The organism is Pseudomonas putida (genome assembly GCF_003228315.1).
Classification (GTDB): domain Bacteria; phylum Pseudomonadota; class Gammaproteobacteria; order Pseudomonadales; family Pseudomonadaceae; genus Aquipseudomonas; species Aquipseudomonas putida_S.
Genome location: NZ_CP029693.1, coordinates 1,027,785 through 1,040,229 on the forward strand (window position 1 = coordinate 1,027,785; position 12,445 = coordinate 1,040,229).

The following is a 12,445-nucleotide window of genomic DNA, read 5'->3' on the forward strand; positions in this document are numbered from 1 at the left end:
ATCGTCTTGATCAATCAACCGTTTTTTCACCCTGCCTTCCCCCGCACTTCAAACTGCAGGCTTACTTCGCCGTCGGCATCGCGAACTCGGCCCCTTTGCCGATGCTTTCCGGCCAGCGTTGCATGATCGATTTCTGCTTGGTGTAGAAGCGCACGCCCTCCTCGCCGTAAGCATGCATGTCGCCAAACAGGCTCTTTTTCCAGCCGCCAAAGCCCTGCCAGGCCATCGGCACCGGGATCGGCACGTTGATGCCGACCATACCGACCTGGATACGGCGGCTGAATTCACGGGCGACGTTGCCATCGCGGGTGAAGCAAGCCACGCCGTTGCCGAATTCGTGATCGTTGACCAGTTGCACGGCGGTGGCGAAGTCAGGCACGCGCATGCAGGCCAGCACCGGTCCGAAGATTTCTTCTTTGTAGATGGTCATTTCCGGCGTGACGTTATCGAACAGCGTGCCGCCCATCCAGAAGCCTTCCTCGCAACCTTCACCGGCGTCGGCGCTGTTGAAGTTGCGGCCGTCCACCAGCAGTTGCGCGCCTTCCTTCACGCCCTTTTCGATGTAGCCGGTGATGCGCGCATGCGCGGCCGGCGTGACGATCGGACCCATTTCAGCGGCCAGGTTGCTGCCGTTGAGCACTTTGAGCGCCTGGGTACGTTCCACCAGTTTCGGTATGACCTTGTCAGCCACATCGCCGACCAGCACCGCCACCGAGATCGCCATGCAACGCTCGCCAGCCGAGCCATAACCCGCGCCGATCAAGGCATCGACCACTTGATCGACGTCAGCGTCAGGCATGACCACCATGTGGTTCTTCGCGCCGCCCAGGGCTTGCACGCGCTTGCCGTGGCGGGCGCCGGTCTCGTAGATGTAGTTAGCGATGGGCGTGGAACCCACAAAAGACACCGCTTTGACGTCCGGGTGCACCAGCAGCGCATCCACCGCTTCCTTGTCGCCCTGCACCACGTTGAACACGCCATCGGGCAAACCGGCCTGCTTGAGCAGGTCAGCCATGAACAGGCTGGCGCTCGGATCGGTCGGGCTTGGCTTGAGGACGAAGGTGTTGCCCGCCGCGATGGCCACCGGGAACATCCACATCGGCACCATCACCGGGAAGTTGAACGGGGTGATGCCGGCCACCACGCCCAGCGGCTGGCGCAGCGTCCAGTTGTCCATGTTGGTGGACACCTGATCGGAGAAGTCGCCCTTGAGCAACTGCGGGATGCCACAGGAGAACTCGACGATATCGATACCCCGGGCCACTTCGCCCTGAGCATCGGTGAAGACCTTGCCGTGCTCGGCGGTGATGATGTGCGCCAGCTCATCCTTATGCTGATTCAACAGCTCCAGAAACTTGAACAATACCCGGGCCCGGCGAATCGGCGGTGTGTCCGCCCAGGCCGGAAAGGCCGCTGCAGCGGACGCCACGGCGGCGTCTACATCCTGGACATTGCCCAGGCGCACGTGGGTGCTGACGGCACCGGTGGCAGGATTGAACACAGGTTGGGTGCGGGTTCCGCTACCGGTGACGCGGACCCCGTGGATGTACTGAGCAATTTCCTGGTTGTCGCTGGCATGGGTCATGACTGGTCTCGCTGCGCGGGTGAAGGTGAATGTCAGCGCCAGAGTAAGCAGCGACTATCGGCCTGACTACGGCAAAAAACTGAATTGATTGTTCGCCACAGCGAACAATTGACCCTCACCTCATAAAGGCAGCCGTCATGAATCCGTAACAGTGCGATTCTATTGTGCCATCACTCTTCGGCAGGAAAATAACCCGTGATCCGCCGGTCCTTCAGCTCCTTGAGCTTTCTGCAATTACTGTTGATGGTGCTGTGCGCAGCCACGCTGGTGTTTCTCTGGGCGCTGTATTTCCAGCAGAAAGCCACCTCCCAGCACGAAGCCTTCGCCGCCAAATCCGCAGAACACCTGAACCTGGCAACCATCACCGCGCAAAACCTGCGGCAATTGGTCGACCGCGCCCAGGCGGTAGGAAAAGTGACCCGCAGTGAAATGGAAGCCCCGGGCCAGCATCATCGCGATCTGGTGCGAATGCTCGCCGAGGATCCGGTATTCAAGCGCATGAGCCTGTACGACAACGAAGGTCGATTGCTGTCCACCAGCCACCCGGAGGAGCCGCAGCAACTGCCCGCCGAATGGCTGACGCAATTGCAAAGGCATGTCGAGCGACATGGTTTCAAGGCGCTGCTGCCGGACGTGCTCAATGTCCAACGCGAGTCGCTGTTGCCCAATTGGCGTTTGCCATTCCTGCTGCCGCTGCTTGATTCGGCCACGGGCAAAATGGACAGCCTTCTCGTCGTGCAACTGGATGTCGGTTACCTGGCTGCGCTGCTGGAACACATCGACCTGGGCCAAAGCGGCTTCATGCGGCTGCTCGATAGCGAGGGTCAGGAGCGGCTGCGCGTCAGCAGCAGTGGCGTGATGATCGCCGGCACACCGTTGACGCCCGAACTGCCGAACATCGGCGATGCCAGTGGCAGCCTGACTCAGTACGTCTCTGCCGTTCCTTATCAGAGTATGTACCTGCGAGTGCCGCAACGCGGCTTCAGCGTGCTGATCAGCCAGGCTGATGACGAGATCCTCGCGTCTTCGCGACAGAGCCAAAGACGCCAGTTGTGGCTGAACCTGTGCATGACGCTGCTGATCGTGGGCAGCCTGCTATGGACATTGCGGGTCTTGCGCAAAAGCCAGGAAGCCTTCGATGCCCTGGAGCAGTCCGAGCACGTCAATCAGCAATTGATTGGCCGACTGGAGGAATCCCATCGCCGAAGCAGTCTCGCGGCGGCTACCGATCACCTGAGCGGCCTGCATAATCGGCGGCAGTTTCTTGAGGTCGCGGCACAAACCCTGGCTGCCCAGCGCGGCAAGCGGCGACTGCTGGCGATCCTTTTCATCGATATGGACCGTTTTAAATCGATCAACGATTCCCTGGGACACAAGGTCGGTGATCTGTTGCTGCAGGCGGTGGCCGGACGGATCAGTCGACTGCTCGAACCGGGCGATGAAGCGGCGCGGTTCGGCGGCGACGAGTTTGTCGTGCTGTTGGCCGGGGATCGCTCCGAAGATCAGATTGATGCCTGGGTACGAACATTGGTGCAAAAACTGTCGGCCACCTATTCGCTCAACGAACATGAACTCAGTACCAGCCCCAGCGTCGGCGTCAGCATCTGTCCCCGTGACGGTCAGGACATCGACGAACTGATTCGCAACGCGGATGCGGCGATGTACTCGGCCAAGCGCGCGGGCCGGGGGCAATTTCGTTTCTTCGATCCCTCGCTGAATGTCGCCGATGTCGAAGAGTTCATTCTGGAGCAGGCGTTCGCCAGCGCCCTCAGCGAGCGCCAATTCGTGCTGCATTACCAACCACAGATCCGCCTGGACTCCATGGCTGTCGATGGCTACGAGGCGCTGGTCCGTTGGGAGCACCCCGAGTTCGGCCTGCTGTACCCGGATCGATTCATCCCGCTGGCCGAGCGCAGCGGATTTATCGTGGCCCTGGGCTGGGAGGTACTGCGCCTGGCCTGCGAGAACCTGTCGCTCTGGCACCAGCAAAAACGCTACGTGCGACTGGCGATCAACGTCTCGGCGATCCAGCTGCGCCAGGCGGACTTCAGCCAGCGGGTGTTGAATGAGCTGGAGTGGTATTCGATCGAGCCGAAATTCCTCGAACTGGAAATCACCGAAACCACCGTGCTGGACCATGTCGGGCAAGCCATCGAGCATCTTCAGCGTCTGCGCAATGCGGGCCTGCACATCAGCCTTGATGACTTCGGCAAGGGTTACGCCGGTTTCGCCCACCTGCAGGCCCTGCCCCTGACCCGGTTGAAGATCGATCGCACCCTGATCACCCCGCTGTCCAACAGCCCCGATGACAGCCCCATCGTTTCCTCGACCATCATCCTGGCCAAACGCCTGGGCCTGGAAGTGGTGGCCGAGGGCGTGGAGACCCGGGCCCAGGTGGTGTGCCTCAAGCTGGCCGGTTGCGGTGTCGCCCAGGGCTATCACTTCAGCAGGCCGTTGTCTCTGGAACAGCTGCGCGAATATTCCCCCTTTAGCAACCTGGTTGAAGACCTATGCGTGCAGTGAAGTGTTTGATCGTGGTGCTGCTGACCTTGCTGCTGACCTTACTGATGGCCAATCAGGTACAGGCCCGCTGCTCACAGCAGAGCCTGCGGATGGCGGTCATCCCCAAGAAAAGCATGGAGGCGTTGTTGCGTGAACATCAGCCGTTGCTCAAGCAGTTGAGCGACGCGCTGGGCATTCCGGTGGAGATCGTTCCGGCGTCCTCCTACGAAAGCGTGGTCGACGCCATTGTTTCCGGCGGCGTGGACATCGCCTGGCTGGGTCCGGCCTCTTACATCCTGGCTTACCAGCGTGACCCGCGTATCGAGCCTTTCGCCAGCCTGACCATCAGTCATGGCTACTTCACGCCGGCGGGCCATCATTACCAGGCACTGTTGCTGGCCCGTGGCGAGGTCGCCGGCGACATCGAGGCACTTCGCAACAAACGGGTTGCACTGGCCGATCCGGTCAGTACCTCGGGCGGCGTGGTGCCGAACGCCGAATTCAGCGCACAGGTCGGCTTGCCGCTGCCGCAGTTTTTCAGCTCCATTGTCTATTCAGGCTCCCATGACAAGGCCCTGGATGCCCTGCGCGAAGGCAAGGTGGATGCAGCTTTTGTCTCCAGCGTGCGCGCCGATGCTTACCTGGACAGCGGCCAGATCACTCGCAAGACCTTCAAGGTGCTGTGGCGCTCGGAGCCGATCTACTACGATCCGTTTGTCTTTAGTAGCACTCTGTGTGACTCGCTGAAAAAACAGGTTCGCGCGGCGATGCTGAACAACCCGGGCAATCTGCGTGAATTCCTCGACTCCCAGGACGCCTCCGGCATCGTCCCGGTCAGCCACGCCGAATATGCGCCGTTGTTGCAGATGATGCAGCCCAGGCCTGTGCAGCCCTGAGTTGTCGGTGCAAGGATCCAGATATATCGCTTACTGAATAACTTAAATTCAACAAGTAAATTATATGAATGACAGCGCAGCGCGCATGCTGAGCCTCACTTGATGAGCTGCCGGCCCACAGGGGCTGGCAGGGTGTTTCCTGACTCTCTGCACTGCAATTGGAGCTGCCATGTCTGACGAAATTCTGTTCACCCCTACCCGCCTCGGCGCTATCGAAGTTCGCAACCGGATCGCCATGGCGCCGCTGACCCGTTCCCGCGCGGGGATGGATGGCGTGCAGTCGCCACTGGCGGTCGAATACTACGCACAGCGTGCCTCGGCGGGCTTGCTGATCACTGAAGCCACCAACATTTCCCGTCAGGGTCGCGGCTATGCCTATACGCCAGGGATCTACACCCAGGCGCATGTGCAGGCCTGGGCGCCGGTGACCAAGGCGGTTCACGAGGCCGGTGGCCGCATCGTGATGCAGCTCTGGCACGTCGGTCGTATGTCCCATGTCAGCCTGCAGGAAAATGGCGTAGCGCCCGTGGCGCCGTCGGCGATCCAGGCCGGAGGCAATGTCTTCACGGAGTCCGGCAACCTGCCGCCGTCGATGCCCCGGGCGCTGACCGCCGAGGAAATCGCCGGAATTCTTGAAGACTACCGTCATGCGGCAAGACTGGCGAAAGAGGCAGGCTTTGATGGTGTGGAAGTGCACGCGGCCAACGGCTACCTGCTGGAGCAGTTCCTGCGCGACAGCACCAACCATCGTGACGACCGCTATGGCGGCTCCATCGAGAACCGTGCCCGCTTCCCGCTGGAAGTGGTGCAAGCCGTAACCGAAATCTGGGGCGCCGACCGTGTGGGCTTGCGGCTGTCACCGCTGTCCACCGCGATTGGCGATATCCCGCTGGACAGCGACTTGATGGAAACCTACGGCTATCTGGCGCGCCGTTTGGGTGAAATCGGCCTGGCTTACCTGCATATCGTCGAAGGGCAATTGCACGGCGGCAATGGCGCCGAACTGTTTGATGTACAGGCACTGCGCACGGCATTTGGCGGTGCCTACATCGCCAACAACGGCTACGACCGCGAGCGTGCCTTGCAGGCCACAGACTCGAACCATGCGGACATGGTGTCCTTTGGCAAACCCTTCATCGGCAACCCCGATCTGGTCGAGCGCCTGCAATCGCAAACACCGTTGTTCGAAGCACCATTGGCGGGTTACTACGGCGGCGGTGCCGAAGGCTACACGCAATTTACCCTGTCGTAACACCCTGGATTGTGGCGAGGCAGCCCCTCGCCACATGGCCCCGCAGGCCGAGTGTCTATCGTCAAATCAATGTTTTTTCGAAGTAGACACGATCGAATCCATCTTCCAAGCGGCGGTCGACTTCGAGGTAGCCGAGCTTCGGATAGATCGCCAGATTCTCGGTCATCCTCGCGTTGGTATAGAGCTGCACACTGCCCAGCCCCATGCGCAGAGCCTGATCCTCGCAGAACCCGATCAGTCGCTTGCCGACTCCTTGCCCGCGGGCGCTCTCTGCAACCGCCACGTTTTCGAGCAGCATGTGCCGGTCAACCGCAAAGAACACGATGAAACCCTGTAGCTCGCCCCCTTCTCCCGTGCACACATACACCTGGCCCGCTGCAATCTGCGCCCCGTAATCCGCCGACATGGGTGCCGGTTTGCGTCCTATCACGGCCACATAGGGCGCATAGGCCTGTTCGGCACAAGCGCGCACGGCGCCTTCGTCCTCGGCCACAGCCTGACGGATCCTGTTTTGTTCGCTCATGGCACTCCTGCTGGCGCTGGCGCGGTCGATCCGCAAAGCCCTCACCCTACCCAGCCGTCAGGCGATGTGGCAAGTTTGCGGCGCTGACTTACACTCCGTACACCTATGCCAATCAACGTCTGTTCACGGATCGATAGCGCTCACATCAATCGGGCATCACGTCATGATCCGGGGGTGAAGCCAACATGAAATCGGTCACGGCCATTCTCACCTGCGTGCTGGGTGCCAGCGCCTGTTTGGCGACGAGCACCTGCGTCGATGCGGCAAGCTTCAAGACCAGCTTTGATTGCGCCAGTGCGACAGCCACCATCGAAAAACTCATCTGCCGCGATTCGCAACTGGCGCAGATGGATGTGGAGCTGAACCGGCTTTATCGCCTCGCGCTCACCGATGAACATTCGGTCCCCCTGCCCGACAAAGTCATGGTTGACCAGCAGTTTTGGGTCAAGGAGCGTAATGAGTGCGCCCTGGATGCCGACGCCAGGGCCTGTGTGATTGCTGCTTATGCCCAGCGCGCGTACCAGTTGCGCCAGGGCTCGGCCATCGTCAGGACCAAGGACCCGGACCGGCTCACCGAAGGCCCCCTGGCCTTGCGTTGTGCCGGGTTGAATGCACCGCTGGCCGCGACCTTCTTCACCACCCGGCCCGGCGTTGTTTACCTGACGTGGGCGAAGAGTTCGATCACGCTCAATCAGGTGCCCGGTGATATCGGCAGGCGCTATACCGGCAAGGACGGCCTGGGGCCCTACAGCTTCTGGCAAGACGGCGACGTCATTGTTTTCCAGAAGCCGGGCGCGAAAGAAATGAGTTGTACCGCCGAACCGAACGCCTGAAGTTCGGAGCGCACGGCGCCGGCCGTGACGCTCCTTGAGCCATTCGGTCAGACCCCGGCTTACTCTGTTGGCCGGTCCTGCACCCACTGCCAGAACAGTTGATAGCCGAGGGCAAGTATCACCGGGCCGATGAACAGGCCGATGATGCCGCTGGTGACCATGCCGCCCAGCGCGCCGATGAGCACCACCGGCATCGGTACATCGACGCCGCGCCCGAGCATCAGCGGTTTGAGGACGTTGTCCACCAGCCCGGCGACGAACACGTAGACCGCGAAGACGATGGTCGCCGTGGAGGCGCCCTCGGTGCTGAACACATAGGCGATCACCGGAATCGTGATCAGCGTCACCGGCAGTTGCATGATGCCCAGCAGCAACACCGCCAGCGCCAGCAGCCCCGCGCCGGGAATGCCCTTGAACACAAACCCCAGGCCAACCAGCAGCATCTGGATGAACGCGATACCCACCACCCCCAGCGCCACCGCGCGAATGGTGGCGGTGCACAAGGCGGCGATATCCGGTCCCCTGTCCGGGCCGCTGACCCGTGAGGCAATCTGCACCGCCGCGTGGCTGCCGGCTTTACCGTAAGCCATGATGATCCCGGCGATGATCAGCGCAAAGATAAAGGTCAAAAACCCCATGCCGACGCCCGCCAGTTTGCCCAGCAGGGTCATGCTGACGCCCTTGATTTGCGGAATGTACTTGGCGGTCAGCCCAGGCAGGTCAGTGGCCGCCTGCAGCCAGATAGCCGTGATCGGCTTGCCGATCACCGGCCATTGGGCAACGGACTCAGGTGGTGCGGGAATGTGGATGCCTTCGTTGCGCACCGAGGTCATGACACCATCGACAGAATCGGCAATCGAGGTGCCCAGCAGGTAGATCGGCACCATCAGGATCACGATCGCCACCAGGATGATCAGCGTCGCGATGCGCCCTTCCTTTTGCCCCAGCGGCCCCGTGAGCCGGGTCAGCAAAGGATACAAGGTGATCGCCAGAATCACCGACCACAGCATCAGGTCCCGGAAAGGGCTGAAGATCTGAAAGCAGAACAGCACCAGTACCACGATCAGTCCGGCGCGGATCAACACATCGAGCAGCCCGCGGGACCAGGTTTTCTCTGACAGCTGAGTGGGCAACATCGGAGTCTCCTGGCAGGTCACTGCGCAGTTAGGGGGTCGGTCTGCCCAGCATAGACGGGCGGTTGACGGCTCGCGAAAAACTTGGCGGGAAATGCATCACAACCTGTAGGAGCGAGCATGCTCGCGATGGACGTCAACGATAACGCTGGCAGCCTGACGCCCCGCGGTGTTCTGTCGTTCATCGCGAGCATGCTCGCTCCTACAGGTACAGGGGATGTTCCGGAAAATGGCGGAAGGTAGCGGGAGTCGAACCTGCCCGGGAACGGATGCCGTCCCCAACCGGGTTTGAAGCCCGGCCGCGCCACCGGGCGCGATTACCTTCCTTGAAATCAGTCCGTTCGACGCGCCAGCGCGTTGTCCGTGCGAATCTGGCGGCGGTCGCCCATGCGCCGCGTCAGCCCCAGCCGATCGAAGTATTCGAGAATCTGGATGCTGCGCTTGCGCCCCACACCCAGCGCATCACGAAACGCCGCCACCTGGATCACCGGGTTGTCGTGCGCCAGTTGCAACAGCATAGCCGCCAGACGACGAATCACCGCATCGGTGTAGAACAGGTCGCGCACCACCTGATGCAGCAGCCCCAGCCGCGCCATTTTGCGCAACAACGCGCGCACCAGAGCCTCGTCGTGCCCCAAGTCGCGTACCCACGGCGGGTCGAAACCTGCCGCCTCGAATTGCGGCTGCAACTGCTGCCAGAGCGCTTCTTCCGTTTCACTCAGGCGAACTTGATGAGCGGGTAAATGCAACCAGGGGCCACTGGCAAGAACAGCGGCGTCGGCGAGCAGTTCGTCGATCAGGCTGATGAAAGTCGCGCGATCCAGGGCAGTGCCGGCGAAGCGGCGCAAGCGATCGCGATCCGGGCCCATCTGATCCGGTTCCTGCTCATGAAAACGCGCCAGATGCTGCAGCAGTTCGGCCTGCAGCGCTTGCCATCGCTCGGTGTTGAACAGCACCGGGCCTTTGCGCGTTTCGATCAGGCGCATGTCATCCGGTAATTGCCAGTGGGCGCGGGGAAGATTGAACTGCCGCTCCAGGCGTTGCGGATCGAGCCCGGTTTCGCTGTGGGCCAGCAGCGCCGGCAACATGGCTTCGAGCTGCAGCATGCTATTGAGAGCATGTAATTGCGCCAGACGTTCGGGGCTGCGCCTGTGTCGGGTCGGCGCAAACGGATCGAGCACCCGACCGCCGCCCAGGGTGCGTTGTGCGCTCTGGTCCCGCAAGATCAGCGGATCGCCCTTCACCACCTGCACCGGCGTATTGAGCAGCAACTGCGCAAACATGCGTTCCCCCGGCGCCAGGCTGGCACCTTCGAGCAGCGCCACACGGCCGGTCACGTCCTGAGTGCCGACATGCACGTGCACCGGTTGGAAATGCTCAAAGGCGCGGGACTCGCTGGCCAGCAATTTAAGGTCGATATCCAGCCGCTGGGTTGGTGCATACAACCACTCGACCGCCAGCCACTGCCCGCGATGAATCTGCTCCAGCGCCAGGCGATCAGCGCTGAGGTTCAATGCCACGCGCTGCCCGGCCATGGCGGTATCGGCGGCTTGATTCTGTGCGTGCAGGCCCCTGACCCGCACCGCCTTGCCCGATGGCCCGAGCAGCAGCGTATCGCCCACCGCCACCTGCCCCGAGAGCGCCGTGCCGGTGACCACGATCCCGGCGCCCGCCACGCTGAATGCGCGGTCGACCCACAGCCGAAAACCACCATCGAGGCTGCGTTGCTGCACTTCACTTTGAGCCGCGAGCAGGGCCTGGCGCAGGGTATCGACGCCCTCTCCGGTGACGCTCGAAAGGGCTATCAACGGCGCACCGGCATAAGGGCCAGGCGCCAACAATGCGCTGATTTGCTCACGCACCGCCAGCACTCTGGACGGTTCGACCCGATCACATTTACTGATGGCTACCAACGCCCGGGGGATACCCAGCAACTCGACAATCGCCAGGTGCTCAAGGGTCTGTGGCATCACACCGTCATCGGCGGCGACCACCAGCAACACCAGATCGATGCCTTGCGCCCCGGCGAGCATGTTGTGGGTGAAGCGCTCATGCCCGGGGACGTCGATGAAGCCGGTGAGTGGCGCGTCCGGCTCCAGTGCGGCGTAAAGGTAGCCCAGGTCGATGGTCATGCCCCGCTCACGCTCTTCGCGGCGTCGGTCCCCGGCCTGTCCGGTCAAGGCCTGGAGCAAGGCGGTCTTGCCGTGGTCGATGTGCCCTGCAGTGCCGACAATCACCCTGCCCGGCCCTCCACGTTCAAGTGATCGAGTTGCGCCAGCCACGCCGCTTCATCGTCCAGTTGCCGCAAGTCGAGCCACAGGGCGTCATCGTCGATGCGCCCGAGTACCGGAATCGGCAAGCCGCGCAGTGCCTCTTCCAGCCCGTGCAGACAACGACCGCGCAGGCGTTTCGAGGTTTGCGGACGAAGACATAACGCAGCACTGGGCAAGCGCGCTACCGGTTGGCTGCCGCTGCCGATCATGCCCAGTGCCGGCTCTGCACTGACCTTCCAGCCATCACCCAGCACCTTCGCCAGAGACGGTTGCAGCCGCTGCGCCTGAGCCAGAATCTCGGCCTGCGGCCGCGTCAGCAGACGCAGGCTCGGCAGGCGCTCGGCCAGTCGATCCGGATTGCGGTACAAGCCCAGCACCGCTTCGAGCGCGGCCAGGGTCAGTTTGTCGACCCGCAGGGCGCGCTTGAGTGGGTTTTTCTTGATCTTTGAGATCAGCTCCTTGTGCCCGACGATCAACCCGGCCTGTGGCCCGCCAAGCAATTTGTCGCCGCTGAAGGTGACGATGTCCGCGCCATCGAGCAAGGCCTGGCGCACCGTGGGCTCGGCGGGCAAGCCCCAGCGCGTGAGGTCCAGCAGGCTGCCGCTGCCCAGATCCTCGAGCAACGGCAAGTCGTGTCGATGGGCCAGTTGCGCCAGTTCTGCGGTCGGTACGCTGGCGGTGAAACCCTGAATGTTGTAGTTGCTTGCGTGCACGCGCATCACCAGACCGCTGCGCGGGCCGATGGCCGCCTCGTAATCACGGGCATGGGTGCGGTTGGTGGTGCCTACCTCATGCAGCTTCACGCCGGCCCGGGCCATGATGTCGGGAATGCGAAACGCCCCGCCGATTTCGATCAGTTCACCCCGGGAAATGATGCCTTCCTTGCGTGCGCCCAGGCTGTTGAGGGTCAGCAGGACGGCAGCGGCATTGTTGTTGACCACGGTCACTGCTTCGGCGCCAGTCAGTTCGCGGATCAGCCCTTCAATCAGATCGTCGCGGTCGCCTCGCTTGCCGCTGTGCAGATCGAACTCCAGATTGAGCGGATAGCGCGCGGCCATTTGCACGGCCTCGACGGCTTCTTCCGGCAACAGCGCGCGGCCCAGATTGGTGTGCAGCACAGTGCCGGTGAGGTTGAACACCCGGCGCACATGGCTGCGATGGAGAGTGGCAAGGCGTTCTGCTACACGACCTGCGAGCACTTCGGGGCTGGTTTCAACGGCATCGACCTGTCCCTGTTGCACGCTTTCCCGCAGGTCTTCGAGCAATTGCCGCAGGGCGGCCAGCAAGGCTTCGCGTCCATAGCGCTCGGCCAATGGCTGGCTCGCTGGATGGCGAAGCAGGCTGTCGATCGAAGGCAAACGCAGGGATTGGCTGGCAAGGCTTGCGGGCATTGGGCGCTCCAGAGTTGGCGGTGTCTGACCCGGCGTTCCCCTGTAGGAGCGAGCCTG

At 62.1% G+C, this 12,445-nt stretch carries 9 protein-coding genes and 1 tRNA gene; 4 read left to right on the forward strand and 6 right to left on the reverse strand.

Annotation, left to right across the window (positions count from 1 at the left end; translation table 11 throughout):
• Positions 1 to 61: 61 nt before the first annotated feature.
• Complete coding sequence (locus DKY63_RS04540) at positions 62 to 1,585, reverse strand: CoA-acylating methylmalonate-semialdehyde dehydrogenase (RefSeq protein WP_110962993.1); 1,524 nt, start codon at positions 1,583 to 1,585, stop codon at positions 62 to 64.
• Positions 1,586 to 1,780: 195 nt separating this feature from the next.
• Here DKY63_RS04540 and DKY63_RS04545 point away from each other — a divergent pair, with 195 nt between their 5' ends.
• The 3 genes from DKY63_RS04545 to DKY63_RS04555 all read left to right on the forward strand — a co-directional run bounded on the left by DKY63_RS04545 (position 1,781) and on the right by DKY63_RS04555 (position 6,235).
• Entirely contained in the window at positions 1,781 to 4,108 is a 2,328-nt protein-coding gene (locus tag DKY63_RS04545) for a putative bifunctional diguanylate cyclase/phosphodiesterase (protein ID WP_110962994.1), read from the forward strand.
• Positions 4,096 to 4,983, forward strand: coding sequence for a phosphate/phosphite/phosphonate ABC transporter substrate-binding protein (locus DKY63_RS04550; protein WP_110962995.1), 888 nt, complete (start codon positions 4,096 to 4,098; stop codon positions 4,981 to 4,983). The genes DKY63_RS04545 and DKY63_RS04550 overlap by 13 nt, the downstream gene beginning before the upstream one ends.
• Positions 4,984 to 5,152: 169 nt before the next feature.
• Positions 5,153 to 6,235 carry an alkene reductase gene (locus tag DKY63_RS04555; protein WP_110962996.1) on the forward strand — a complete coding sequence of 361 codons (1,083 nt, stop codon included), beginning with the start codon at positions 5,153 to 5,155 and terminating at the stop codon, positions 6,233 to 6,235.
• Positions 6,236 to 6,296: 61 nt separating this feature from the next.
• Here DKY63_RS04555 and DKY63_RS04560 read toward each other — a convergent pair whose 3' ends face one another.
• Positions 6,297 to 6,758, reverse strand: coding sequence for a GNAT family N-acetyltransferase (locus DKY63_RS04560; protein ID WP_110962997.1), 462 nt, complete (start codon positions 6,756 to 6,758; stop codon positions 6,297 to 6,299).
• A gap of 185 nt (positions 6,759 to 6,943) precedes the next feature.
• Here DKY63_RS04560 and DKY63_RS04565 point away from each other — a divergent pair, with 185 nt between their 5' ends.
• Entirely contained in the window at positions 6,944 to 7,591 is a 648-nt protein-coding gene (locus DKY63_RS04565) for an MliC family protein (RefSeq protein WP_110962998.1), read from the forward strand.
• A 59-nt stretch (positions 7,592 to 7,650) separates the two neighbouring features.
• On the opposite strand, the gene DKY63_RS04570 is transcribed toward DKY63_RS04565, so the two are convergent.
• The 4 genes from DKY63_RS04570 to selA form a co-directional block, all read right to left on the reverse strand.
• Positions 7,651 to 8,727 (reverse strand): AI-2E family transporter, encoded by a 1,077-nt coding sequence (locus tag DKY63_RS04570; protein WP_110962999.1) that lies wholly within the window; start codon positions 8,725 to 8,727, stop codon positions 7,651 to 7,653.
• Positions 8,728 to 8,954: 227 nt separating this feature from the next.
• Positions 8,955 to 9,050 (reverse strand) — tRNA-Sec (locus DKY63_RS04575).
• 6 nt (positions 9,051 to 9,056) lie between these two features.
• Positions 9,057 to 10,961, reverse strand: a complete 1,905-nt coding sequence (selB, locus tag DKY63_RS04580; protein ID WP_110963000.1) for a selenocysteine-specific translation elongation factor — start codon at positions 10,959 to 10,961, stop codon at positions 9,057 to 9,059.
• Positions 10,958 to 12,388 (reverse strand): L-seryl-tRNA(Sec) selenium transferase, encoded by a 1,431-nt coding sequence (selA, locus tag DKY63_RS04585; RefSeq protein WP_110963001.1) that lies wholly within the window; start codon positions 12,386 to 12,388, stop codon positions 10,958 to 10,960. The genes selB and selA overlap by 4 nt, the downstream gene beginning before the upstream one ends.
• Positions 12,389 to 12,445: the final 57 nt, after the last annotated feature.

What these genes read in the sequence shown, in the direction of transcription:
- DKY63_RS04565 (WP_110962998.1), top strand. Translation starts at nt 6,944, where the DNA reads ATGAAATCGGTCACGGCCATTCTCACCTGCGTGCTGGGTGCCAGCGCC.
- selA (WP_110963001.1), bottom strand. Translation starts at nt 12,388, where the DNA reads ATGCCCGCAAGCCTTGCCAGCCAATCCCTGCGTTTGCCTTCGATCGAC.
- DKY63_RS04555 (WP_110962996.1), top strand. Translation starts at nt 5,153, where the DNA reads ATGTCTGACGAAATTCTGTTCACCCCTACCCGCCTCGGCGCTATCGAA.
- DKY63_RS04560 (WP_110962997.1), bottom strand. Translation starts at nt 6,758, where the DNA reads ATGAGCGAACAAAACAGGATCCGTCAGGCTGTGGCCGAGGACGAAGGC.
- DKY63_RS04540 (WP_110962993.1), bottom strand. Translation starts at nt 1,585, where the DNA reads ATGACCCATGCCAGCGACAACCAGGAAATTGCTCAGTACATCCACGGG.
- DKY63_RS04550 (WP_110962995.1), top strand. Translation starts at nt 4,096, where the DNA reads ATGCGTGCAGTGAAGTGTTTGATCGTGGTGCTGCTGACCTTGCTGCTG.
- DKY63_RS04570 (WP_110962999.1), bottom strand. Translation starts at nt 8,727, where the DNA reads ATGTTGCCCACTCAGCTGTCAGAGAAAACCTGGTCCCGCGGGCTGCTC.